This window comes from Streptomyces collinus Tu 365 (genome assembly GCF_000444875.1).
Lineage (GTDB): Bacteria > Actinomycetota > Actinomycetes > Streptomycetales > Streptomycetaceae > Streptomyces > Streptomyces collinus_A.
The window spans coordinates 5,514,314-5,539,341 of the sequence record NC_021985.1; the positions used below are offsets into that span (position 1 = coordinate 5,514,314).

Annotated in this window: 19 protein-coding genes; 12 read left to right on the forward strand and 7 right to left on the reverse strand. The window is 70.8% G+C overall.

What is annotated here, in order from left to right:
• Positions 1-8 precede the first annotated feature (8 nt).
• From B446_RS24110 to B446_RS24120, 3 genes are read left to right on the forward strand one after another with little or no spacing between them, the layout of a single operon-like run.
• Positions 9-515, forward strand: a complete 507-nt coding sequence (locus B446_RS24110; RefSeq protein ID WP_020942044.1) for a GNAT family N-acetyltransferase — start codon at positions 9-11, stop codon at positions 513-515.
• A 24-nt stretch (positions 516-539) separates the two neighbouring features.
• Positions 540-1,778: a hypothetical protein gene (locus B446_RS24115; RefSeq protein ID WP_020942045.1), complete on the forward strand. Its 1,239-nt coding sequence runs from the start codon at positions 540-542 to the stop codon at positions 1,776-1,778.
• A 46-nt stretch (positions 1,779-1,824) separates the two neighbouring features.
• Positions 1,825-5,196, forward strand: coding sequence for an AfsR/SARP family transcriptional regulator (locus B446_RS24120; RefSeq protein WP_020942046.1), 3,372 nt, complete (start codon positions 1,825-1,827; stop codon positions 5,194-5,196).
• Here the strand turns inward: B446_RS24120 and B446_RS24125 are convergent.
• The 6 genes from B446_RS24125 to B446_RS24150 all read right to left on the reverse strand — a co-directional run bounded on the left by B446_RS24125 (position 5,191) and on the right by B446_RS24150 (position 12,407).
• Entirely contained in the window at positions 5,191-6,015 is an 825-nt protein-coding gene (locus B446_RS24125) for an AfsR/SARP family transcriptional regulator (RefSeq protein ID WP_020942047.1), read from the reverse strand. The genes B446_RS24120 and B446_RS24125 overlap by 6 nt on opposite strands.
• A 271-nt stretch (positions 6,016-6,286) precedes the next feature.
• Complete coding sequence (locus tag B446_RS24130; RefSeq protein WP_020942048.1) at positions 6,287-7,327, reverse strand: ABC transporter ATP-binding protein; 1,041 nt, start codon at positions 7,325-7,327, stop codon at positions 6,287-6,289.
• A 25-nt stretch (positions 7,328-7,352) separates the two neighbouring features.
• A complete protein-coding gene (locus B446_RS24135; protein ID WP_020942049.1) occupies positions 7,353-8,390 on the reverse strand; it encodes an ABC transporter ATP-binding protein in 1,038 nt (345 codons plus the stop codon).
• Positions 8,391-8,460: 70 nt separating this feature from the next.
• On the reverse strand, positions 8,461-9,441 hold the full coding sequence (locus tag B446_RS24140; protein ID WP_020942050.1) for an ABC transporter permease: 981 nt from the start codon (positions 9,439-9,441) through the stop codon (positions 8,461-8,463).
• Between the two features lie 96 nt (positions 9,442-9,537).
• Positions 9,538-11,298, reverse strand: a complete 1,761-nt coding sequence (locus tag B446_RS24145; RefSeq protein ID WP_043476367.1) for an ABC transporter substrate-binding protein — start codon at positions 11,296-11,298, stop codon at positions 9,538-9,540.
• Between the two features lie 80 nt (positions 11,299-11,378).
• A complete protein-coding gene (locus B446_RS24150) occupies positions 11,379-12,407 on the reverse strand; it encodes an ABC transporter permease (RefSeq protein WP_193384491.1) in 1,029 nt (342 codons plus the stop codon).
• Between the two features lie 466 nt (positions 12,408-12,873).
• On the opposite strand from B446_RS24150, the gene B446_RS24155 reads away from it, so the two are divergent.
• Genes B446_RS24155 through B446_RS24175 form a run of 5 tightly spaced genes read left to right on the forward strand, consistent with a single transcriptional unit; the run spans position 12,874 to position 18,446 of the window.
• Positions 12,874-14,493 carry a peptide ABC transporter substrate-binding protein gene (locus tag B446_RS24155; protein WP_020942053.1) on the forward strand — a complete coding sequence of 540 codons (1,620 nt, stop codon included), beginning with the start codon at positions 12,874-12,876 and terminating at the stop codon, positions 14,491-14,493.
• Between the two features lie 5 nt (positions 14,494-14,498).
• Complete coding sequence (locus B446_RS24160; protein WP_020942054.1) at positions 14,499-15,422, forward strand: ABC transporter permease; 924 nt, start codon at positions 14,499-14,501, stop codon at positions 15,420-15,422.
• Positions 15,415-16,395: an ABC transporter permease gene (locus B446_RS24165; protein WP_020942055.1), complete on the forward strand. Its 981-nt coding sequence runs from the start codon at positions 15,415-15,417 to the stop codon at positions 16,393-16,395. Before B446_RS24160 ends, B446_RS24165 begins: the two co-directional genes overlap by 8 nt.
• Before the next feature lie 7 nt (positions 16,396-16,402).
• The gene (locus tag B446_RS24170) at positions 16,403-17,386 is read left to right on the forward strand and encodes an ABC transporter ATP-binding protein (RefSeq protein WP_020942056.1); all 984 of its coding nucleotides are present in this window, start codon (positions 16,403-16,405) and stop codon (positions 17,384-17,386) included.
• Entirely contained in the window at positions 17,370-18,446 is a 1,077-nt protein-coding gene (locus B446_RS24175; protein ID WP_020942057.1) for an ABC transporter ATP-binding protein, read from the forward strand. The genes B446_RS24170 and B446_RS24175 overlap by 17 nt, the downstream gene beginning before the upstream one ends.
• Before the next feature lie 109 nt (positions 18,447-18,555).
• Here B446_RS24175 and B446_RS24180 read toward each other — a convergent pair whose 3' ends face one another.
• Entirely contained in the window at positions 18,556-20,706 is a 2,151-nt protein-coding gene (locus B446_RS24180; protein ID WP_020942058.1) for a S9 family peptidase, read from the reverse strand.
• Between the two features lie 203 nt (positions 20,707-20,909).
• Here B446_RS24180 and B446_RS24185 point away from each other — a divergent pair, with 203 nt between their 5' ends.
• The 4 genes from B446_RS24185 to B446_RS39005 all read left to right on the forward strand — a co-directional run bounded on the left by B446_RS24185 (position 20,910) and on the right by B446_RS39005 (position 25,007).
• Positions 20,910-21,104, forward strand: coding sequence for a hypothetical protein (locus B446_RS24185; protein ID WP_020942059.1), 195 nt, complete (start codon positions 20,910-20,912; stop codon positions 21,102-21,104).
• 35 nt (positions 21,105-21,139) lie between these two features.
• Positions 21,140-21,997 carry an N-acetyl-1-D-myo-inositol-2-amino-2-deoxy-alpha-D-glucopyranoside deacetylase gene (gene mshB / locus B446_RS24190; RefSeq protein WP_020942060.1) on the forward strand — a complete coding sequence of 286 codons (858 nt, stop codon included), beginning with the start codon at positions 21,140-21,142 and terminating at the stop codon, positions 21,995-21,997.
• On the forward strand, positions 21,994-22,410 hold the full coding sequence (locus B446_RS24195; protein ID WP_020942061.1) for a DUF6113 family protein: 417 nt from the start codon (positions 21,994-21,996) through the stop codon (positions 22,408-22,410). The genes mshB and B446_RS24195 overlap by 4 nt, the downstream gene beginning before the upstream one ends.
• A 155-nt stretch (positions 22,411-22,565) precedes the next feature.
• Positions 22,566-25,007 (forward strand): hypothetical protein, encoded by a 2,442-nt coding sequence (locus B446_RS39005; protein WP_020942062.1) that lies wholly within the window; start codon positions 22,566-22,568, stop codon positions 25,005-25,007.
• Positions 25,008-25,028 lie beyond the last annotated feature (21 nt).

Genomic DNA, 25,028 nt, shown 5'->3' on the forward strand with positions numbered 1-25,028 from the left:
ATCACAGCATGACCGGCCCACGCCCCAGCCGAGCCGCTGACCCTCGCCCGCCCTTCTCCCGGCCGTCCCGGCTCGACCTGTCCGACACCGCCACACTGCGTCAGCTGTGGCACCTTCAGCGGGCCGCGTACGCCGTCGAAGCCCGGCTCATCGGCTTCGACGGCATTCCGCAACTGCACGAGTCGCTCGAACGGCTGCGTGCGTGCGACGAGTCCTTCCTCGGGGTCCGCGACGACAGCGGACTGGTCGGAGCGGTCTCCTGGACCCGCTCGCGAAGCGGTGTTCTGGACATCTGCCGACTCGTGGTCCACCCGGACGCACATCGCCGCGGCGTCGCGACGGCACTGCTCGACGCGCTGGATTCGATCGAGCCGGCGGAACTGACCCTCGTCTCCACCGGAACCGCCAACCTGCCCGCGGTCGCGCTGTACCGCAGGCGCGGCTTCGTCGCCACCGGTGAGTGCCGGATCGCGCCCGGCGTGACACTCACGCTGCTGGAACGCAGGAACGCGTGAGGCATCCACGGCTGAAGGTGTGCCATGCATGACGGGACGCCGGCCGAGAAGCCGGCCACGGGCGACGGGGAGCTGAAGGTCTCCTTCCACGCCCTGGAGTGCCGCCCGGACCGGAACGAGTGGATCGTGGGGACGCAGGGCGGCGCACAGGTCCTCGCCCTGCCGGAGATCGGCATGACCGCCGTCCGGCTGCTGGCCGCGGGGAGCACGGTGGAGGAGACGAGACGCACCCTGCGGGACCGGACCGGCCGTGACATCGACGTCCTGGCCTTCGCGGAGCGGCTGGCGGCGGCCGGACTGGTGTCCCTCATCGGTGAGCGGCGCTTCCCGGCCACGGTGTCGGCCGTCTCCTTTCCCCGGTTGCGTCCGGGGCACGTCCGCTGGGTCATGAACCCGGTTCTGCAGGGCTTCGTTCTGCTCGTCCCGGTCGTCGGCCTGCTCGCCGCACTGTCCCGGCCGGCGGTTCTGCCGTCCTACGGCGATCTGCTGTGGACCGAGTACGGGACCTTCACCGTGCTGGTGCAGTGTGCGGTCGCCTCGTCCCTCATCGCCCTGCACGAAATGGCCCACCTCCTGACGGCCCGTGCGGCGGGCGTGCCCGGGCGGATCCGGCTCGGGACCCGGCTGCAGTTCCTCGTGGCGCAGACCGAGGTGTCGGGTGTCTGGCTCAAGAGCCGCAGGGAACGGCTCACGGTCTACCTGTCGGGACTCGCTCTGGACGGCGTGATCTGGGGCGGCTGTCTCCTCGCCCGTCGCCTCGGCGTGGAGTGGACGCTGCTCCCCGTGATCACGATGACTCTGGTGACGTCGCTGGCCGGCCAGTGCCTGGTGTTCATGCGCACGGACCTGTACTTCGTGATCCAGGACCTGACCGGCTGCCGGGACCTGTACCGCGACACCGGCCGCTACCTGCGCCATGTCGTGGAGCGCACATGCGGTCGCCCGTCCCGGAACCCGCTTCGTTCCCTGCCGGCCGGGGAGCGGCGGTTCCTGCGGGCGTACGCGCTGGGAACGGTGGTGGGCACCGCGATCTGCGTGTTCGTCGGCCTGAGGATTCTCGTCGAGGTGACCTGGCCGCTGATGCACCGCTCCCTCGCCCACCTGCTGGGGCCGGCCGGTCCATGGGTCCGGCTGGACGCACTGACCAGCATGCTCGTCGTCGCCGGGCTCCAGGTCGTGTGGGCGCGTCTGTGGTGGAATCGGCACGCCGGTCGCGTGGGTCGGGCTGTCCGTACCGTGCTCGAACGACTCTCCGGAGGCTGAGAGGGCTTTCGTTGCCTGCCCGATGCCGCTGGTCTATTTTCTGCGAATGGTCACCCCCCACCCCCGGTTCCGCCTGCTCGGCCCTCTCGAGGTCCGGCTCGACGCGGGTTCCGTCGCCCTCACCGGGCGCCAACGGGCCCTGTGCTCCATGCTGTTGCTGAACGCCGACCGTGTCGTCTCGATCGACCGGCTGGCCCAGGGGCTCTGGGGCGATCACCGGCCCAGTGCGTCGGCGGCCAGGGTCCGGGCGCTGGTCGCCGAAGTGCGCCGGGCCCTCGGTCCCGCGGCCGGCGGCCTGCTGTCCACGCGGACGCCGGGCTATGCGATGCGCGTGGACCGCACCGACATCGATGTGTTCGTCTTCGAGGACCTGGTGCGGGAGGGTTCGAAAGCCGCGGCGCGGGGCGGTTGGGCGGAGGCGTACCGCTGCCACGACGAGGCGGCCTCGCTGTGGCAGGGCGACCCCCTTGCGGATCTGCCGACGATGGAGGCGGAACGCCGGCGTCTCACCGAACTGCACATCGCGGCTCTGGAGGGCAGGGCGGAGGCCGATCTGGAACTGGGACGGCACGGAGCCGCCGTCGCCGAGCTGGTCCGTCTCACGTCCGAGCACCCGCTGCGGGAACACCCGCACGGCCTACTGATGCGCGCGCTTCAGCGGGACGGCCGTACCCCGGAAGCCCTGGCGGTCTACACCGGGTTGCGCCGGCGGATGGTCGACGAGCTCGGGGTCGACCCTTCCGACGAACTGGACGCCCTCCACCGGCGTCTGCTGTCGGGAGACGGCGCCGCAGCCGCGCCGGCCGCTCCTCCTCCCGTTCCCGCGAGGCGGGTGCCACGCCAGCTGCCCCGCGCCCCCCGCCGTTTCGTGGGACGCAGCGCGCAGCTGCGCCGGCTCGACGCGGCACGGTCGAGCGGGGAGCAACTCACCCTGATCGTGGGGCCCGCAGGGGCCGGGAAGACCGCGCTCGCGCTGCACTGGGCGCACCGCACCGCGGGTGACTTCCCCGACGGGCAGCTGTTCCTGGACATGCGAGGCTTCGACTCGGCGGAGTCGATGACGGTGGAGGAGGCGCTCCCGCTGCTGCTCCAAGGGCTGGGCAGCGCACCGCGGGACATCCCCCTGGGTCTTGAGGCGCAGGCCGCCCTGTACCGCACCCTCCTGGCGGAGCGCCAGGTGCTCATCGTCCTGGACGACGTGGCCGACGCGTCCGTCGTACGGCGCCTCCTTCCTGCCTCCAGTGCGTCGCTCACGCTGGTGACGAGCCGGCACAAGCTGAGCGGACTGGTGACCCTGGACGGCGCCCACCGGGTGTTCTGCGATGTTCTCGACCGCGCCGAGGCCCTGGAACTGCTCACCAGCTCGGTGGGCCGGGAGGCCGTCGCCACCGATACCGAGGCAGCCGACCGGCTGGTCGAACTCTGCGACCGTCTGCCGCTGGCGCTGTGCGTGGCCGGCTCCTGGGTCGGTGACCGTCCCGGCGGCATCGCCACCTACGTCGATGATCTCGCGGAGCGGGGACGTCTGGCACGCCTGCACGTGGAAGGCGAGGAGAGCGTCGCCGTCAGGGGCGCGTTGGATTTGTCGTACGGGACTCTGCCCGACGAGGCCAAGTGGGTGTTCCGCTCCCTCGGTCTGGTGCCGGGTACCGGGCGTTCCGTCGCCGCCGCGGCCGCCGGCGCGGGCCTGGACGGGAACCGGACAGCCGACCTCCTCGGCCTGGCCCAGCGGGTCCACCTCCTGCGCGACGGCGAGGACGGCCGTCCGGCCTGGCACGACCTCGTGCACGAGTACGCCAGGGAGCGAGCGTTCGCCGAGGACGGCGAAGCGGAGCGGGACCAGGCCGTCGACCGTCTCCTCGACCACTACCTGCAGAGCGTCGTCAACGCGGCCGCCGCGTGCGGCATGTACGTCCCGCACAGCCGTCCGGCCGCCGTCGGCGGGTCGACGCCGCGCGCCTTCGAGGCACAGGAGGAGGCCGTCGACTGGTTCGACGGCGAGTGGGACGACATCACGGCGGTGATCGGGCACGCGGCCGAGCACGGTCCCGCCCGCTATGCGTGGCAGCTCGTGGACGCCCTGCAGGATCTGCTCCACCACCGGCGCCCGCTCTCCGAATGGATACGGCTGGCAGGTCTCGCCCGCAGAGCCGCCGAACGAGAAGGCGACGCCGTCGGTCAGGCCGCCGCGTGCATCTCGATGGGGGGTGCCCGGTGGAGAGCCGGTGACCTGAGAGAGGCCCTCGCGGAGTACGAAGCGGGTGAACTCCTGGCCCGCCGGGCCGGTTGGCTGTACGGGGAGGCCAAGTGCCTCCAGGGCAAGGGAGTGACCCTCAAGCTCCTGGGCGAGCCGCACAAGGCACCGCCCTGCTACACCCGCACCCTCTCCATCTACCGCACCCTCGGCATGACCAGGGCCGAGAAGATGATGCTGATCAACACGGCTTCCCTCTACGGCACTCTCGGACGGCTCGCCGAAGCCGAGGAGGCGATCGTGCGGGCACTGGCCCTCACCGACGACGCGGGCGACCATGTCCACGCGATGGCCCTGGTGAATCTGGCGCTGGTCCTGCATGAGCAGGCGAGGTTCGCCGAGGCGAAGGACGCGTTGCGCAGCTCCCTCCGCGTGTCGCGGGACTCGGGCTCGGTCTACGCGGAAGCGGTGACGCTGGAGACGCTGGCGAGGGTCCGCGGCGACGCCGGACAGGACGCCCGGGCGATCCGGGCGTACGAGGACGCCCTTCACCTCGCGCGGCAGGTCGGCAACCGCAACTGCCAGGTGGACTCCCTCGTCGGCCTCGCCTCCGTGGAACTGCGGAGCGGACATGTGGGGGCGGCGGCCGAGTGTCTCGACAGAGCCAGGGACATCACCGAGGCGACGGGCCACCTCACCGGGCTCGTCGAGAACCTGTTCGTACGGGGCGCCCTGAGCTGTGCGACGGAGCGGTACGACGATGCGCTGACTCACCTGGAAAGGGCCGCGGGCATGGCGGCGGAGGGCAACCTCCTCACCCTGCCGCGCATCCACACCGTCGCAGCCGTGGCCCTGTTGCAGAAGGGAGAGCCCGACGCGGCTTCCTGCACCGTGGACCAGGCGGTGGAGTTCGCCACGCGATCGAACCAACGGCTGGTGCTCGCAAGGGCGTTGATGGCCCGGGCCGCCGTCCGCGAGTCCAGCGGTGACTCCCCTGGTGCGCGGGCGGCGCAGGAGGAGGCCCAGGCTCTGTTCGCCGGTATCGGCACCCCGGCGCACCTCCGCACGGCCGCGTTCTGGCGTACCGTGCCGGGCGACGCGCCTACGGGCGGAGTGCGGCGACGCCCTCGGCCGGAGCTGCCCACCGACGCCCGGTCGCGTTTCCGGGCGCACCTGAGCCGCCACTTCGACGACGCCGCCGCCGAGCCGTCCCACGGCTCATGACCACGCCAGGGCGTCCAGGAGCGGGCGGCCGGTGACGAGGCGTTCGTCTCTGCGCAGGATCCGCTCGTGCAGGGCTCGCAGCTCCGGACCGGGTTCGTCGCCGAGGCCGCGGACCAGTTCGAAGCGGAGCCGGTGGAAGCACTGCAGCGCCTCGTTCTGGCGGCCGCTGCGGTGCAGGGCCAGCATGAGCAGGCCGGAGACTCTCTCGTCCAGGGGGTGCAGGGCGGCCAGCCGATGAAGCTGCGGCAGGTAGTCGTCGTGACGGTTCAGGCGCAGTGCCACCTCCACGCCGTTCAGCAGGGCGCTGCGCCACTCGTGGCTCAGTGCCACCCGTACCGCGTCGGCCCAGGCCGTCCGGAGGCCGGAGAGCGGATCGCCGCGCCACTGGGCGAGCGCCCCTTCGTAGAGACGCAGTGCCTCTTCGTCGGTCCCCCGACAGGCGGCGTCGCGCGCCCTGCGGACCCGCGCCCGGAACCGGCGGACGTCGATGGCCTCCTCGTCGATCGACAGGAGGTATCCGCCCCGCCTGCGGACCACGGCGCACGCGGCGCCACCGGTGCCGGCCGGGTTCAGGGCCTTCCGCAGCCGGGTCGCCAGGGTGTACAGCGCGTTGCGGGGGTGGGCCGGCGATCCGTCCTCCCACAGCCGGTCGACGAGTTCGTCGTCGGCCACGAACGCGTTGGGCGACCAGGCGAGTGCGGCGAGCAGGAGCCCGACCGCCGGTGAGGCCGGGATCCTGTCCCCGCCGGCGGTGCGCAGCTCGATGCAGCCGAGGAGTTGGACGTTCATGCGGGTCCCCCGGTGGTCTTCGGTGGTCATGCGCCCACTGTGCGGAACCGCTGCTCGGGTGCCGCATGGTTTGCGCATGGACGCCCCCGCGGGGGTGCGGCAGCGAGGAGTCACGCCGCGCCACGCGTCCGGACCAGCCTGGTGGGACCGCCTTTCCGGCGCCTTTCAGGCCGCCGCACGAGAGAAGGCCCGAGCCTGGGGAGGCGCGGGCCTTCTTTCCCTGGAACGGGACGTTCATGGGCTCGGGTCAATGGGCCGGTGAAGTCCGTTCCGCGAGGAGCGGCTGACGGAAAGGGGTGTGTCAGACCGCTGCCTCGGGGTCCTTGGAGAGACGGGGAGCCGGAACGGTGTCCGCCACCTCCGGGTAGTGGCAGGCCGTCAGGTGACCGGGCTTGTTCCCTTCCACCTGCACCAGCGGCGGTGCGTCCGTCGCGCACTTCTCCGTCGCCTTCCAGCAGCGGGTGCGGAAGCGGCAGCCCGAGGGCGGGTTGATCGGGGACGGCACGTCACCGACCAGACGGATGCGCTCACGCGGCTCCTCGTCCACCGTGGCCTCGGGCACGGCGGACAGCAGGGCCCGCGTGTACGGGTGGCGCGGGTTCTCGTACAGGTCCTCGCGGTCCGCGATCTCGACGATCTTGCCGAGGTACATGACCGCGACGCGCTGGGAGAAGTGCCGCACGATGGCGAGGTCGTGGGCGATGAAGACGAACGCGATGCCGAGTTCGTCCTGCACCTTCTGCAGCAGGTTGACGACCTGGGCCTGGATGGAGACGTCCAGGGCCGAGACCGGCTCGTCCGCGACGATCAGCTTCGGCTCCAGGGCCAGGGCGCGGGCCACGCCGATGCGCTGGCGCTGACCGCCGGAGAACTCGTGCGGGAAGCGGTTGTAGTGCTCCGGGTTCAGGCCCACGATCTCCAGGAGTTCGCGTACGCGCTTCTCCCGGCCGCCGGCCGGATTGATGTCGTTGATCTCCATCGGGCCGGCGATGATCTTGCCGACCGTCTGCCTCGGGTTCAGCGAGGCGTACGGGTCCTGGAAGATCATCTGGATCTCGGAGCGGATCGGCGCCAGCTGCCTGCGGCCCGCGTGCGTGATGTCCTGACCGCGGTAGGTGATCTTGCCGCCGGTCGGCTCCAGCAGGCGCGTGATCAGCCGGCCCGTGGTCGACTTCCCGCAGCCCGACTCGCCGACGAGGCCCAGGCTCTCGCCCTCGGCGACCTGGAAGTCCAGGCCGTCCACGGCCTGCACCGCGCCGACCGTACGGCGGATCGGGAAGCCGCCCTTGATCGGGAAGTGCTTCGTCAGCCCGGAGACGTCCAGGAGGGGGTTGTTGCTCATGGTCGTGAAGTCCCGTCTGTGTCCGTCAGTGGTGCCGGGTTGCGGCGAAGTCGGCGAAGAGTTCCTGCTTCTGCGTCTCGGTGAGGTGGCAGGCGGAGCCCCGTCCCTCGACCACCTCCAGCAGCGGACGCTCGCTGGAGCACAGGTTGCCCGCGACCTTGTCGGCGAAGGCACAGCGCGGGTGGAAGCGGCAGCCGGACGGCGGGTTGAGCAGCGAGGGCGGCGAGCCGGGGATGGGCGTCAGCGGCACGTCCACCGAGCCCTTCAGGCTCGGCATGGAGTTCAGCAGGCCCAGCGTGTAGGGGTGCTGCGGGTCACCCAGCACCTGCTTCTTCGTACCGCGCTCCACGCACCGGCCGCCGTACATCACCAGCACGTCGTCCGCGATGTCGGCGATGACGCCGAGGTCATGGGTGATGAAGATGATGGCGGTGCCGAACTCCTGCTGGAGGTCCTTGAGCAGGTCCATGATCTGGGCCTGCACGGTCACGTCCAGCGCGGTGGTCGGCTCGTCCGCGATCAGCAGCTCGGGGTCGCACACCAGCGCCATCGCGATCATGGCGCGCTGGCGCATACCGCCGGAGAACTGGTGCGGGTAGTCGTCCACCCGCATGTCCGGCTGCGGGATGCCCACCCGGCGCAGCATCTCGACCGCCCGCTTGCGGGCCTCGGCCTTGGAGCAGCCCGTGTGCTTGCGGTACGTCTCACCGATCTGCGTACCGATGGTGTGGTACGGCGACAGCGAGGCCAGCGCGTCCTGGAAGATCATGGACATCTTGTTGCCGCGCAGGCGCTCCAGCTCCCTCTCGGAAGCGGTGAGCAGGTCCTTGCCGTCGAGGAGGATCTCGCCCTCGATGGCCGTGCGGTCGCGGTCGTGGAGACCCAGGATCGTCAGGTTCGTCACGGACTTGCCCGAGCCCGACTCACCGACGATACCGAGGGTCTGGCCTTTGACCAGGTCGAAGCTGAGCCCGTCGACGGCCTTGACGATGCCGTCCTCGGTGGAGAAGTGGACCTTCAGGTCCTTGACGGAGAGGAACGGCTGCTGATCGGTGCTCGTCACGGGGACGCTCCTGGGGGGTGATGCGAGGGTCGCCGGGTGGGGCGGGTGGGAAAGGACGGCGGGGCGGAGGTCAGGCGAGCCGGATCCGCGGGTCGATGAGGGCGTAGACGGCATCGACGATGATGTTGAAGATGACGATCGCGCCGGCGGACAGCACGGTGACGCCGAGCACCATGGGCAGGTCGCTCTTGTTCACGGCGTCGAGCGCCAGCCGGCCCACGCCCTGGAGGCTGAAGACGGACTCGGTGATGATCGCGCCACCGATGAGCGTACCGAGGTCGACACCGAAGATGGTGACGATCGGGCCCATCGCGCCGCGCCAGGCGAAGCGCAGGAAGACGTTGCGGCGGGAGAGCCCCTTGGCGCGAGCCGTGCGGACGTAGTCCTCGCTGAGCTGCTCCACGAGCTGCGAGCGGGACATGCGCGTGTAGTTCGCGGTGAAGATGATGGCGAGGACGAGCCAGGGCAGCAGCAGACCGGAGAACCACTTGGCCGGGTTGTCGGTGAGCGGCGTGTACGACGGGTTGTCGAGGAAGCCCAGCTTGAAGACGAGGAAGTACATCGCGATGTACCCGACGAAGTAGATCTGCAGCGAGGAGCCGAGCAGCGAGGCCGAACTGGCGGCCTTGTCCTGCCACTTGCCCTGCTTGAGGGCGGCGATCATGCCCGCGCCGACACCGAAGACGAGGAAGACGACGGCCGCGCCGAAGGCGAGCGAGAGGGTCAGCGGGAGCCGGTCCAGGATGGTGCCGAGGACGGGCTCGCGGTTGGCGAAGGAGTAGCCGAGGCAAGGCGCGCTGCAGTCGCCGAAGTCGCCGTAGCTGCGCCCGACGAAGATGCCCTTCAGCCAGTACCAGTACTGGACCGGGATCGGGTGGTCGATACCCAGGTTGTGCCGCACCTGCTTGAGCATGTCGGGCGTGCAGTTCTTGCCGCAGGACATCATGGCGGGGTCACGCGGGATGGCGTAGAACAACCAGAAGGTCACCGCGCTGATGATCACGAGAATGACCAGCGCGCCGAGGAGTCTGCGGACGAGGAAGCGGAACATGGGGCGTGACTTTCCGGACGGGGCGCCGTCGCCGGGGTGAGGGGTGGGCCGGAGGGGGCGGCCAGGTCATGGCCGCCCCCGAGGGGTCGTGCGCGCTTACTTCTTGGCGAACAGCTTGCTCAGCGCGATGCAGGTGTTGCCGGGATCGAAGATGACGTTGCCGACCTTCGACCCGTACATCCAGTTGCGGATGGAGTGGTAGTCCGGGACCACCGCCGCCAGCTCCATGATCTGGCGGTCGACGTTGCCCCAGGCCTTGTTGGCCGCCTTCGGGTCGGCGATCGCCGCCGCGGCGTCGATGGCCTTGTTGACGCCCGTGTCGTTCAGCTGCGCGTAGTTGCTGCGGCCGTCGCCGATGTTCTTGCCGCTCCAGCAGGGGTAGAAGACCGAGTAGCCGTTCGGCCAGTCCGGGCTCCAGCCGGCCGCGAACAGGTCGAACTCGTTGTCGACCTTGCCGATCTGCGTGTAGAAGGTCGACTTGTCGACCTGCTTGTTGACGACCTGGAAGCCGGCCGCCTCGAGCGCGTTCTTGATCGCGACGGCGGACTTCACCGCGTTGTCGGAGTGCTGGTAGGCGATGACCAGCTTCTGGCCGAGCTTGCCGGCCTCCTTCAGCAGGGCCTTGGCCTTGGCCGGGTCGCCACCGGGCTTCTTGTCCGTGCCGTAGAGGTCGAACTTCTCGTAGCCGGGGGTCACCGGGCTGAGGATGGTGGTGGCCAGCTCGCTGGTGGCCTTGCCGCCGCGGATGGTCTGCAGCTGCTGGTGCGGCCACGCCCAGTTGATGGCCTGGCGGACCTTGACGTCCTTGATGCGGGTCGTGTTGATCGGCCAGTAGTACGTGACCGTGTCGACCTGGGTGAGGACGCGCTGCTTGAGCTTCGCGTTGGTGAGGACCTGGGCGATGCGCTCCGGGGCGACCTCGTTGAAGATCGACATCGTGTACTGGTCGTTGCCCTTGTCCGCGATGTAGCGGTCGGTGGACGCGATCAGCTCGAAGCCGAACTGGAAGACGTACTTGTCCGGGTAGGCGTTGCGGATCGGGTCCGTCTTGGCGTCCCAGTGCTCGTTGCGCACGTAGGTCAGCGACTTGCCGATCTGCCGGTCACCGATCTTGTAGGGACCGCAGGAGACCGGGCGCTTGTCGTACTTCTCCTTGGTGTCGTGCTTCTTGGGCACCAGGGAGTAGCCGCGCATGGCGAGCGTGTAGTTGAAGTCCGTGCGGGCTTCGGTGAGGTGGAAGGTGACGGTCTTGCCGGAGATCTCGATCGAGCCGAGCTTCTTGCCGCTGTAGGGGCCCTTGTACTTGTCGCCGCCGACCAGCCACTGCTGCACGTAGCGCGGGCCCTCGGTGACGAAGCCCGCGAAGAGGCGCTCGAAGGTGTGGCGGACGTCGTCCATGGAGAGGTCGGCGCCGTCCTCCCACTTGATGCCGTCCTTGAGGGTGAACGACCAGGTCTTGCCGCCGTTCTTCATGGTGCCGGCGTCCGTGGCCGCGTCGCCGACGAGGGTGCAGCCGCCCTTGTCGTCGAGCTTGTAGCCGGTCAGGCCACGCATGATCGGGACGGTGATGGCGCCCTCGGTCGAGACGTAGATCTGGGCCGGGTCCATGTGGTCCATGTCGAACTGGTCGAGCGAGTAGATCGTCCCGCCCTTGACGGCGCCGGCGACCTCGGGGGCCGGGCCGGCCGAGTCGGCCTTGGTGCCGACCGGGATGTTCACGGTCTTGGCCTTGCTCACCGACGGCACGTTGTCGTTGCCGGAGCCCTTGCCGTCACCGCTGCTGCAGGCGCTCAGCACCGAGGTGGAGGCTGCCGCCACACCGGTGGCGATCAGGAAGTTTCTGCGGGAAAAAGACATGCTGAGCCTGCCTAGAGAGTTGATCGGAACAGACGGGACCAGCCGGGTGTCACCGCCCCGGGCCGGGTGGAACAGCGTTGCTAGCGCTTCGACTTCGGGTCGAGCGCGTCGCGCACGGAGTCGCCGAGCAGGTTGAAGGCGAGGACGAAGATCACCATGGCGAGGCCCGGGAAGAGCATGAAGGTGATGTCCTCGGTGTAGAAGGTGGCGCCGCGGCCGATCATCACGCCCCAGTCGGGCGTGGGGTCGGTGACGCCGACGCCGAGGAAGGCCAGCCCCGCTTCGGCGGTGACGTACGCCGGCAGCATCAGCGTGGACTGGATGATGATCGGAGTCCACAGGTTGGGCAGCAGTTCCTTGAACACGATGCGCATCGGAGACGCGCCCGTGACCTTCGCCGCCTCGACGAACTCCCGCTCACGCAGACCGAGCACCTGGCCGCGCAGCAGGCGGGCGATGGATGCCCAGCCGAAGGCCGACAGCACGACGATCAGGGAGAAGACGACCAGAGAGGTCGGGATGTTGTCGTCCGGCTTGACGAAGATGCCGTAGACGACGGGCATGAAGGCGATGAAGAACAGCGTCGAGGGGAACGACAGCAGGATGTCGATGATGCGGCCGACGAAGTAGTCCGTCTTGCCGCCCAGGTAGCCCGCCGTGACGCCGATCACGACGCCGACCACCGTGGTGAGGACCGTGGCGGCGGCGGCGATGCCCAGCGAGTTGCGGATCGCGTACAGCAGGAACGTGAAGACGTCCCGGCCGAGCTGGGGCTCGATGCCGAACCAGAACTGGGAACTCATGCCGCCGTTGGGCCCCGCGGGGTACGCGAACGCGTCCAGCAGGCTCGGGTCCTGGCTCGCATAGGTGGTGTACGGGTCCTTGCCGTACAGCTTCGATATGAGCGGCGCCGCGATCCCGATCACGAAGAAGAAGATCACGATGCATGCCGATATGACGCCTGTCCGGTCGCGCTTGAAGCGCTTCCAGGCCAGTCGTCCCGGGGAACGCCCCTCGCTGCCCTTCGGTACGCCGGAAGTGGTCGACTTCGCGACGGACTCGTCGGTCACCTCGAGGGGGACAGCCGCAGATGGAGTTGGGAGGGTCATGGTGCTCCTGGCCCGAGGAGGGTCTGATGACTCCGCAGGGCACTCCCCTACGGGCTACGCCGGACTTTTTCAACGCAATTCATTCAAGGTCAATAAATTCTGGGTCGGCTTGGTTTTCTCTTTACTTACTTTACTCTTGCTTGATCATACTGTAGCTACGCGGGTAGCACGCCGTAATCAATCCGTGCTTCACATCGGACATATCGGATTAGTCAGGCAAGAAGTTCGATATACGGACGCTAGGGTCCCGACATGTGTACACCGGTGATCCCAATCCAACGTTTCGATATCTCTCCGCGAAGATCCGTTGCGTCCGATGCCGTGATCGTCCGGATCGTCTGCACCCGAAGGCCGCGCGCGTTCGGGTGGCGTGCGCGGGAAGGTGCCTGTCGGTCGGGCGCGCGAGGGCCGTATGTCCTATAAGCAGGTATTGGCAGTGGTTTGTCGGTGACCGAGGAGATGGCCCATGCACGCAGCCCCGCACGCCCGGTGGGCCGCTGCCGCCGCGGCGCTGGCGCTCGCCGCCACGGCCTGCGGGGGCGGCGCCAGTGCGGGCGGCGCCGGGGTGCTGACCTCCTCCTGGGGCGATCCGCAGAACCCGCTGGAGCCGTCGAACACCAATGAGGTGCAGGGCGGCAAGGTGCTCGACATGATCTTCCGCGGACTGAAGCGGTACAACCCGCGGACGGCCAAGGCCGAGAACATGCTCGCCGAGCGGATCGACACCACCGACTCGCGGAACTACACCATCACCGTCAAGGACGGCTGGCGGTTCAGCAACGGGGAGCCGGTCACCGCGAAGTCCTTCGTCGACGCGTGGAACTACGGCGCCGGCCTCAGGAACAACCAGAAGAACGCCTACTTCTTCGGCTACATCGAGGGCTACGACAAGGTCCACCCCGACAGCGGCCCCCAGACCGCCGACACCCTCTCGGGCCTGAAGGTCACCGGCCCCCGGACCTTCACCGTCCGCCTGAACCAGAAGTTCTCCAGCTTCCCCGACACCCTCGGCTACGTGGCCTTCGCCCCCCTGCCGCGGACGTTCTTCACCGACCACGCGGCCTGGGTGAGCCGGCCGGTCGGCAACGGGCCGTACCTGATCGACTCGTACACCAAGGGCTCCGCGATGTCCCTGAAGAAGTGGGACGCCTACCCCGGCCCCGACCGCGCCCGCAACGAGGGCGTCACGCTGCTGGTCTACACCGACAGCAACACCGCCTACACCGACGTGCTGGCCGGCAACCTGGACCTGGTCGACGACGTGCCCGCCACCCAGCTCAAGAACGTGGGCACGGACCTGGACGGCCGCTACATCAACACCCCGGCCGGCATCCTGCAGACGCTCGCCTTCCCGTACTACGACCCCCGGTGGAACACCGCCGGCGCGCGCAAGGTCCGCACCGGGCTGTCCATGGCCATCGACCGCGCGCAGATCACCAAGACCCTCTTCCGCGGCACCCGCACCCCCGCCACCGACTGGACCAGCCCGGTCCTCGGCAAGGAGGGCGGCTTCCAGGCCGGCCTGTGCGGCCACGCCTGCGAGCACGACCCCGCGCAGGCCAAGAAGCTCATCCAGGAGGGCGGCGGGCTCCCGGGCGGCGGGCTGAAGATCACCTACAACGCCGACACGGGCTCGCACAAACAGTGGGTGGACGCGGTGTGCAACTCCATCAACAACGCGCTCGGCGACGACAAGGCGTGCGTCGGCAACCCGGTCGGCACCTTCGCCGACTTCCGCAACCAGATCTCCCAGCACCGGATGTCCGGCCCCTTCCGGGCCGGCTGGCAGATGGACTACCCCCTGATCCAGAACTTCCTGCAGCCGCTGTACTACACCAACGCCTCCTCCAACGACGGCAAGTGGTCCGACAAGCGGTTCGACGGGCTCATCGACCGGGCCAACGCCGAGACCGACAGTGCCACGGCGATCGGGCTCTTCCAGCAGGCCGAGGGCGTGGTGCGGGACAACATGGCCGCGATCCCGCTCTGGTACCAGAACGGCAGCGCCGGCTACTCCGCCCGGCTCTCCCACGTGGCGCTCAACCCGTTCAGCGTGCCGGTCTACAACGAGATCAAGGTCGGCTGACCGCCATGGGGCGCTACGTCCTCAGACGGCTGCTGCAGATGATCCCCGTGTTCGTCGGGGCCACCCTGCTGATCTTCCTGATGGTGAACGTGATGGGCGACCCCGTCGCGGGGCTGTGCGGCGAGCGGGCCTGCGACCCGGCCACCACCGCCCAGCTGGAGAAGGAGTTCGGCTTGGACAAGCCGGTCTGGCAGCAGTACCTCACCTACATGGGGAACGTCTTCACCGGGAACTTCGGTACGGCGTTCAACGGCCAGCCGGTCACCGAGCTGATGGCGTCGGCGTTCCCCGTCACCGTCCGGCTCACCGTCGTCGCCGTCCTCTTCGAGATCGTCATCGGCATCACCCTCGGCGTGCTGACCGGGATGCGGCGCGGCCGGCCCGTCGACACCTCCATCCTCGTCCTCACCCTCGTCGTCATCTCCGTCCCCACCTTCGTCACCGGCCTGCTGCTCCAGCTCCTGCTGGGCGTCCAGTGGGGCTGGATCAAACCGTCCGTCTCCCCGCAGGCCGCCTTCGGCGAGCTGATCGTGCCCGGCCTGGTCCTCGCCTCCGTCTCGCTCGCCTACGTCACCCGGCTCACCCGGACCTCCCTGGCGGAGAACAGGCGGGCCGACTACGTGCGCACGGCCGTCGCCAAGGGGCTGCCCCGCCACCGGGTCGTCACCCGGCACCTGCTGCGCAACTCCCTCATCCCCGTGGTCACCTTCATCGGCGCCGACATCGGCGCGCTGATGGGCGGCGCGATCGTCACCGAGCGGATCTTCAACATCCACGGCGTCGGCTACCAGCTCTACCAGGGCATCCTGCGCCAGAACACCCAGACGGTGGTCGGCTTCGTGACCGTGCTCGTCCTGGTCTTCCTCGTCGCCAACCTGCTCGTGGACCTGCTGTACGCCGTGCTCGACCCGAGGATCCGCTATGCCTGAACAGTCGTACGAGCCGCAGGGGGCGATCGCCGGGACCGGGGCCGGCGGGGCGATGGACCTCGCGGCGAGCGAGGCGACCACCCTGGAGCGCACGCCCGGCGGACCCGAGGGCACCGGGCCCCGGGGCAGGCCGCGGTCGCTGTGGTCCGACGCCTGGCGGGACCTGCGCCGCAACCCCGTCTTCATCGGCTCCGCCGTCGTCATCCTGTTCCTGGTCTTCATCTCCCTGTGGCCCTCGGCGATCGCCCCCGGCAGCCCCCTGAGCTGCGACCTCGCCAAGGCCCAGGACGGCCCCGGACCGGGCGCCCCGTTCGGCTACGACGGTCAGGGCTGCAACGTCTACACCCGCACCGTGTACGGCGCCCGCGCCTCCGTCACGGTGGGCGTGTGCGCCACCCTCGGCGTCGCGCTCCTCGGCTCCGTGCTCGGCGGCCTCGCGGGCTTCTTCGGCGGCCCCTGGGACTCGCTGCTGTCCCGGACGACCGACATCTTCTTCGCCATCCCCGTCGTCCTCGGCGGTCTCGTCCTGCTCTCCGTCGTGACCAGCAACACCGTCTGGCCGGTCATCGGGTTCATGGTGCTGCTCGGCTGGCCGCAGATCTCCCGCATCGCGCGCGGCTCGGTCATCACCGCCCGGCAGAACGACTACGTCCAGGCCGCCCGCGCCCTCGGCGCCTCCCACTCCCGCATCCTGCTCAGGCACATCGCGCCCAACGCGGTGGCCCCTGTGATCGTCGTCGCCACCATCGCGCTCGGCACCTACATCGCGCTGGAGGCGACCCTGTCCTACCTGGGCGTCGGTCTGAAGCCGCCGAGCGTCTCCTGGGGCATCGACATCTCCGCCGCCTCCCCGTACGTCCGCAACGCCCCGCACGCCCTGCTGTGGCCCTCGGGCGCCCTCGCCGTCACGGTCCTGGCGTTCATCATGCTCGGCGACGCGGTGCGCGACGCCCTCGACCCCAAGCTGAGGTGACGGCGACATGCTGCTGGAAGTGCGCGACCTGCACGTGGAGTTCCGCACCCGGGACGGGGTCGCCCACGCGGTCAACGGGGTGTCGTACGCCGTCGACGCGGGGGAGACCCTGGCGGTGCTCGGCGAGTCGGGCTCGGGGAAGTCGGTGACCGCGCAGGCCGTGATGGGCATCCTCGACACCCCGCCGGCCCGCGTCACCGGCGGCGAGATCCTCTTCCAGGGCCAAGACCTGCTGAAGCTGAAGGAGGACGAGCGGCGGGGCGTCCGCGGCGCCCGGATGGCGATGATCTTCCAGGACGCGCTCTCCGCGCTCAACCCCGTGCTCTCCGTGGGCGACCAGCTCGGCGAGATGTTCACGGTCCACCGCGGCATGTCGCGCAAGGAGGCACGGACCCGGGCGGTCGAGCTGATGGACCGCGTGCGCATCCCGGGGGCGGCCCAGCGGGTCCGGGACTACCCGCACCAGTTCTCCGGCGGCATGCGCCAGCGCATCATGATCGCCATGGCGATGGCGCTGGAGCCCGCGCTCATCATCGCGGACGAGCCCACCACCGCCCTGGACGTCACCGTCCAGGCCCAGGTCATGGACCTGCTCGCGGAGTTGCAGCGCGAGTACCGGATGGGCCTCATCCTCATCACGCACGACCTGGGGGTGGTCGCGGACGTCGCCGACCGGATCGCCGTGATGTACGCGGGCCGGATCGTCGAGTCCGCCCCCGTCCACGACATCTACAAGGCGCCCGCCCACCCCTACACCCGCGGCCTGCTGGACTCCATCCCGCGCCTGGACCAGAAGGGCCGCGAGCTGTACGCGATCAAGGGCCTGCCGCCGAACCTCATGCACATCCCGCCCGGCTGCGCCTTCCACCCGCGCTGCCCGATGGCCCGGGACGTCTGCCGCACGGACGAGCCCCCGCTGCACGCGGTCTCCGAGGCCCGGGGCAGCGCCTGCCACTTCTGGAGGGAGTGCCTGCATGGCCCCGCCCACTGAGCCGCTCCTGGAGGCCCGCGGCCTCGTCAAGCACTACCCCCTGACGCGGGGCATCGTCTTCAAGAAGCAGGTCGGCGCGGTACGGGCGGTCGACGGCGTCGACTTCACCCTCGGCCGGGGCGAGACCCTGGGCATCGTCGGCGAGTCCGGCTGCGGCAAGTCGACGGTGGCCAAGCTGCTGTGTCATCTGGAGCGCCCGACGGCGGGCTCCATCAGGTTCAAGGGCGAGGACATCACCCGGTTGTCCGGCCGGGCGCTGAAGGCCGTCCGCCGCAACATCCAGATGGTCTTCCAGGACCCGTACACCTCCCTCAACCCGCGCATGACGGTGGGCGACATCGTCGGCGAGCCGTACGACATCCACCCCGAGGCCGCGCCCAAGGGCGACCGCCGCCGCCGGGTGCGCGAACTCCTGGACGTGGTCGGCCTCGACCCCGACTTCGTCAACCGCTACCCGCACCAGTTCTCCGGCGGCCAGCGCCAGCGCATCGGCATCGCCCGGGGGCTGGCCCTGCGCCCCGAGGTGATCGTCGCCGACGAGCCGGTCTCCGCCCTGGACGTCTCCGTGCAGGCCCAGGTGATCAACCTGATGGACCGGCTCCAGGCGGAGTTCGAGCTGTCCTACGTCTTCATCGCCCACGACCTCTCGATCGTCCGGCACATCTCGGACCGGGTCGCGGTCATGTACCTCGGCCGGATCGTGGAGACCGGCACCCAGGCCGAGATCTACGACCACCCCACGCACCCCTACACCCAGGCGCTGCTCTCGGCGGTCCCCGTCCCGGATCCCGAGGCCCGCGACCGCCGTGAGCGGATCATCCTCGCCGGCGACGTCCCCTCCCCGACGGCCGTCCCCTCCGGCTGCCGCTTCCGCACCCGCTGCTGGAAGGCCCGGGAGCGCTGCGCCGTGGAGGTCCCGGCGCTGGCGGTGCCCGAGGAGTTCCGCGGCACCACCGGCCCGGCGGCCCACGACTCCGCCTGCCACTTCGCCCAGGAGCGGCAGGTCGTGCCGCCGGAGGAGCCGCGGCAGGCCGCCCGGAACGGCAACGGGCCGGGGTGACAGTGCACCCCGGCCCGCTTCACGGCACCCGCACGGCCGTACGCCCACCAGGCTGGCGCGTCCGTATATCGGAACCGCTTCCGTCAAGTTGCCCTCGTGTTAACGCCGTTCAGGCCGTCCGTGCCGCCTCTGCCGACGTGCCCGGCAGGCCGAGCGAGCGCCGGAGGAAGTCGAGCTGCAACCGCAGCAGGTTCTCCGCCACGGTCTCCTGCGGCGTCATGTGGGTGACCCCGGACAGCGGCAGCACCTCGTGCGGGCGGCCCGCCGCCAGCAGGGCCGAGGACAGCCGCAGCGAGTGCGCGACGACCACGTTGTCGTCCGCCAGCCCGTGGATGACCATCATCGGGCGGTGCGGCTCGGCCGGGTCGACCAGGCCCGCGTCGTCGACCAGCGAGTTGCGCCGGTAGACCTCCGGCCGCTCGTCCGGGTGGCCCAGGTAGCGCTCCTGGTAGTGGGTGTCGTACAGCCGCAGATCGGTGACGGGCGCGCCGACCACCGCCGCGTGGAAGACGTCAGGGCGGCGCAGCACGGCGAGAGCGGCCAGATAGCCGCCGAAGGACCAGCCGCGGATCGCCACCCGGCCCAGGTCGAGCGGGAAGTCCCCGGCCAGGGCCTGCAGCGCGTCGACCTGGTCCTGGAGCACCACGTCCGCCAGGTCGTCCCGGACGGCCTTCTCCCAGGCCGGCGATCGGCCCGGGGTGCCCCGACCGTCCGCGACGACCACCGCGAAGCCCTGGTCGGCGAACCACTGCGAGGTCAGGTGCGCGTTGTGCGCGGCCACCACCCGCTGGCCGTGCGGGCCGCCGTAGGGGTCCAGGAGCACGGGCAGGGGAGTGTCACCGGGGTAGTCCGTAGGCATAAGCACGGCGCACGGAATTCGGCGTGCGCCCCCATGGGTGAGCGTCACGCGGGGGGACAAACCGGGGTCTTCGGCGTAAGAGGTGACAGTCGCCGTTCGTTTTCCGTCACGCAGCACCTGGACACGGGTGCCGGGACTGTCCAGCGTCGCGGACACCAGCACCGTCACGCCCCCGGCGCGCACGGCCGAGTGCACCCCGGGCTCCTGCGACACGCGCTCCATGCCGAGTTCGTTGACCCGGTAGACGTGCACCTCGCCGGTCTCGGGGGACTCCGCGTCCTCACCCGCCGAGGCCGAGACCAGCACGTCGTCGGCCGTCACGTCGAGAACCGCACGGATGTGCAACTGCGCCCCGGTCAGGGGGCGTTCACCCACCGCGAGCACCCGTGCGCCCCCCTCGTCCGCGATCCGCACCAGGCGTCCGGAGGGGCTCCAGCAGGGCACGCCGGGGAAAACTTCCAGCCATGTTGGATCTTCGTCGGCGTGCACCATCCGGGTCGCCCCGGAGTCCGGGTCCACCGCCAGGAACACCTGGCCGCGCTGGTCCCGCGACTGCACGAGGAGCAGCGGCGCACCCGCCTGTGACCAGTGCACACGTGCCAGGTACGGGTAGCGCGCCCGGTCCCAGACGACCTCCGTGCGCGTCCCGTCCAGCCCGAGCACGAACAGCCGTACGTCCGCGTTCGGGGTACCCGCCGCCGGGTAGGCGACGTGGTGTGGCTCACGCTCGGGGTGGGCCGGATCGGCGATCCACCACCGCCGCACCGGTGTGTCGTCCACCCGCGCCACCAGCAGCCGGTCCGACTCCGGCGCCCACCAGAAACCCCGCGAGCGCCCCATCTCCTCGGCCGCGACGAACTCGGCGAGCCCGTAGGTGACCTGGTCCGACTCGGGCTTCGCCAGTGGCCTGTCGTCCCCGCCCCCGGCGGCCACCACCCGCAGCGCGCCCCGGGCGACGTAGGCGACGTGCCGCCCGTCGGGGGCCGGGCGCGGGTCGATGACCGGTCCGGGGACCGCGAGTTCACGGGTCGTGCCGGCCCGCAGCTCCGCCGCGAAAAGCCGCCCCGACAAGGCGAAAGAGGCAAACTCCACGGCCGCGTCGGTGGCGTAGCCGACGATGCCGGCACCGCCCTCACGACTGCGTTCCCGGCGCGCCCGCTCCTCGGCGGACAGCTCTTCCGAGGCTCCCCGCAACAGGGCTGCGGGGTCGGCCGCCAGGCGCTCGGCGCCGTCCGCGGGGTCGAGGATCCAGAGGGAGTTGGCCCGGTCGGTGCCGGAGCGCGAGCGCAGGAACACGACACGCGAACCGTCGGGCGCCACGGTGAACGCGCGCGGCGCACCGAGCGTGAACCGCTGCGTGCGCGCGTGCCGACGGGGGAAGGAGTCAGCCTCGGTCGTCATACCCCGACCATATTGGCCATGCGCCCCCTTGTGCGGCCGTGCGCCGAGCGATGCGCGAGCACGGATAGTTATGATCACTACCGCTGAGTGGGTATGAACCTGCCGGTGTTCGCATGGATGTGCGCCGACGATCAACAAAACCGGGTCACGACCCCCACAGTCCGAACCCCCCTCGTCCCTGGGATCTTTGGAGGTGAGCCGCCGTGGCACTCTCGATTTCGGCGGTGGTGCTGCTGGCGATCATCGTCTTCTTGTTGATCAAGAAGTCCGGTCTGAAGGGCGGTCACGCGGTCATCTGCATGCTGCTCGGCTTCTATCTCGCCTCGTCCACCGTCGCGCCCACGATCAGCGAGCTGACGACGAACGTCGCCAGCATGATCGGCAGCATCAAGTTCTGACGGGCCGGCCCGGGCGGACCTCGTAGGGTGGTCCCATGACGGATCTGCCCGACCGGCGTCTGCTGCTGGTGCACGCGCACCCGGACGACGAGTCGATCAACAACGGCGCGACCATGGCCAGGTACGCGGCCGAGGGTGCCCACGTGGCCCTGGTCACCTGCACCCTGGGGGAGCGGGGCGAGGTCATCCCGCCCGGGCTGCGGCACCTGGCCGGCCCCGCGCTGGGCGCGCACCGGCGCGGCGAGCTGGTCGCGGCGCTGCGCGAGCTGGGCGTCGAGGACGTCCGGCTGCTCGGCGGCGCCGGCCGCTACGGCGACTCGGGCATGATGGGCATCCCGGACAACGAGGATCCCGACTGCTTCTGGCAGGCCGACCTCGACGAGGCGGCCGGCTCGCTGGCCGAGGTGATCCTGGAACTGCGCCCGCAGGTCCTCGTCACCTACGACGACAACGGCGGGTACGGCCACCCGGACCACATCCAGGCCCACCGCGTCGCCATGCGCGCCGTCGAACTCGCGGACGCACGCGGCCACCGGGTCCAGAAGGTCTACTGGAACCGGATGCCCCGCTCCGTCGCCGAGGCGGCCTTCGTCCGCCTCCAGGACGAGCTGCCCGGCCTGCCGTTCGCCAAGACCGCCACCGTGGCCGACCTGCCGGGCGTGGTCGACGACGAGCGGATCACCACCACGCTCGACGGCGGCGCGTACGGCGCCGCGAAGGCCGCCGCGATGCGCGCCCACGTCACCCAGATCGACGTGGCCGGCTCCTGCTTCGCGCTCTCCAACGAGCTGGCGCAGCCGCTGTTCACCACCGAGTACTACGAGCTGGTGCGCGGCGAGGCGCGGCCCGGGGAGACCGACCTGTTCGCCGGCGTCACCCCGGAGGCGTCATGAGCTCCACCGGCCGCGGCCCGATGCTCGCCCAGCCGCTGCGCCGCCCGTCGGCCGGGCGGATCGCCGCTTTCGCCGGACTGTTCCTGCTCGGCGCGATCGTCGGGCTCGCCGGAACGCTCGTCCAGGCCGCCTGGTTCCCCGGGGGACTGCTGCTGGCCCTCGCGGGTGCCGCCGGGCTCTTCCTCGGCGGGGCCTACGCGCTCGGCGGCCGGTCCGGAGCGGTGGCCCCGGTGGCGGGCTGGATGATCGCCGTCGTGCTGCTCACCGCCGGCCGTCCCGAGGGGGACTTCCTGTTCGGCGCCGGCGGCGGTTCCTACCTCTTCCTGTTCGGCGGCATGGCGCTCGCTGTGATCTGCGCCACCCTCGGCCCCGGGCGGCAACCCCACGGCGGCCCCGCCCGACTTGGCAAGTGACGTACCACTTCGCCATACGACACGCGTGGGAGTCCGGTGTGGGTTTCCCGGGCGGTCATGGGATACACGCCAGACGTGGCCAGTATGGTGGTGCGCGCCGCCGAGCTGCCCGCTGAGGTCGTAACGGGCGGCGGAGCCAACCGGGAGAACCTGCCTTGAGTCGTGAAACTGACACTCCGTCCTCCGGGCCCAACGGGACCGGCGGAGCCGCATACCCCTCGGGGACGCCGCCGTACGGAACCCCCCTGGCCTCCGACGCCGCCGCGGACGCGGGCCGTTCGGCCGCGCAGCCCGAGGAACGCAAGACCGAGACCACGCTGACGACCCGGATCCGGATCAACATCCCCGGATCCCGGCCGATCCCGCCGGTCGTCGTGCGCAAGCCCGTCGCGGAGTCCGAGGCCGCCGTGGACGCCCCGGCCGCCGAGCCGCCGCGGCCGTCGGCCCCCGCCGCCGCGCCGCCGGCCGCCCCCGAACCGGCCGCCGAACCCGCCGCGCAGGCCGAGGAGAAGACCAGCGACTGGTTCGCGCCCCGCAAGTCCGGCACCCCCAAGGGCGGTCAGGGCGGCGGCGGCACGAACGGCGCCGGTACGCCCGGCGGTTCCGCCGCGGCTTCCGCGCCTTCCGGTCCTTCCCCCGCTTCGGGCCCGTCCGCGGCCTCCGCGCCGGGCGCGCGTCCGGGCGCTCCGGGTGCCTCCGGCACGTCCGGCGGCCCCGGCGCCAAGTCGGGGGCCGGGCGCCCCGGCGGTGTGGTCGGCTCCATGGGCGCACCGGGCGGACCCCGTCCCGGCGGCCCGAAGGGCTCGGGCCTGCCCAGCGCCACCGGCGGCCCGGTCGCCCCGGGACACGGCGGCGGCACCGGCTCGTTCGACGTGACCGAGGCGCTGGCCGCGGGCCCGCTGGGCGGCTCCCGCCCGGGCACCCCCGGCGGCGGTGAAGCCGGCCGCGACGACCTGCCGTACTTCTCGGAGAGCGGCCAGAACGGCTTCGCCGGCACCTCCGGCGCGAACGGTGCGAACGGCACCGGCGGCTCCGGCGGCCCGAACGGCTTCAACGGGCCGACCGGCCAGGGCGGCCGCGGCCCGCAGGGCCCCGCGGGCCCGACCGGCGGCCCGGTCACCGGTGACGGCCCGTTCGTCCCGCCGGCCGCCCCGAGGAGCGCGCTCAGCGACCTCGACCTCGGCCCGGGGGAGTCCTTCACCGGCCCCGGCGGCTACGGCGACACCGGCAGCCACCAGCTCCCGGGCGACACCGGCAGCCACCAGCTCCCCGGTGACACCGGCAGCCACCGGATGCCCGGTGGCTACGGCGACACGGGCAGCCGGCAGATGCCGGGCGGCTACGGCGACACGGGCAGCCACCAGCTCCCCGGCGACACCGGCAGCCACCGGATGCCCGGCGGCGGCCTCAGCGACGACACCGCGATCCTGACCCCGCAGAAGCCGGCCCCCGAACCCGGCACGCCCGGCTACCGCGCCCCGGACAACGTCTCCGGACACACCGTCACCAGCGGCATCCCGGTCGTCCCCGGCGCCGGGAACGCCCCGTTCGGTCCCGGCGGCGCGCTCGCCGACGGGCCCGCGCCGCGCACCGCGCCCAAGCGGCCGGAGCCGGCCGCCCCGCCCAAGGCCGCGGCCAAGCCGAAGAAGAAGGGCCGCAGCAAGCTCGTGCTGCTCGCGGTCGGCGTGGTCGTCCTCGCGGGCGGCGCCTACGGCGCCGGGCTGCTGATGAACCACACCGACGTGCCCAAGGGCACCACCGTGCTCGGCGTCGACATCGGCGGCGGCACCCGCGACGACGCCGTCAAGAAGCTCGACGACGCCTTCGGCAAGCGGGTCAACCAGCCGCTGAAGCTGTCCGTCGGCGGCAAGACGGTGTCCATCGCCCCCGACAACGCGGGCCTCCAGTTCGACTTCCAGAGCACGGTCGCGGCGGCCGCGAAGAGCGACTACAACCCGGTCACCGTGGTCGGCTCCCTCTTCGGGCAGAAGCGCGAGATCGAGCCGGTCATGCCGGTGGACGAGGAGAAGCTCCAGGCCGCGCTCCAGCAGACCGGCGGCGGCTCGGGCTCCGGCACCGTCACCGACGGCGGCGTCGAGTTCAAGGCCGGCAAGGCCGTCGCCGTCTACGGCAAGGCGGGCAAGGCCGTCGACGCCGCCCGGTCCGGCCAGGCGGTCGCCCAGGCCTACCGCACCATGGTGGAGACCGGCACGGCCGTCCCCGTGACCGTCCCGAGCACCACCCGGCAGCCGACGGTCTCCAACGCCGAGGTCGACCGGGAGATGAAGGACTTCGCCGGCCCGGCGATGTCGGCGAACGTCACGGTGCGGACGGACGCGCTGCACTCGATCCAGATGAGCCCGCAGAAGTCGCTGTGGAAGTTCCTCCGGGTGACCGCCGTCGACGGCAAGCTCGTCGACAAGCCCGACCTGGCCGCCCTGAAGCAGCTCTACGGCCAGACCTTCGACGGTGTGCTGATCACCCGGGCCAACGGGAAGAAGACCGCCGTCACGCCCCAGGACGTCTACCTGGCCCTGCGCGGCGCCCTGACGAGCCGGACCAACCGGGTCGCGGTCATCGCCACCAACCCGAGCTGACACGGCGGTACGGGGGCGCCC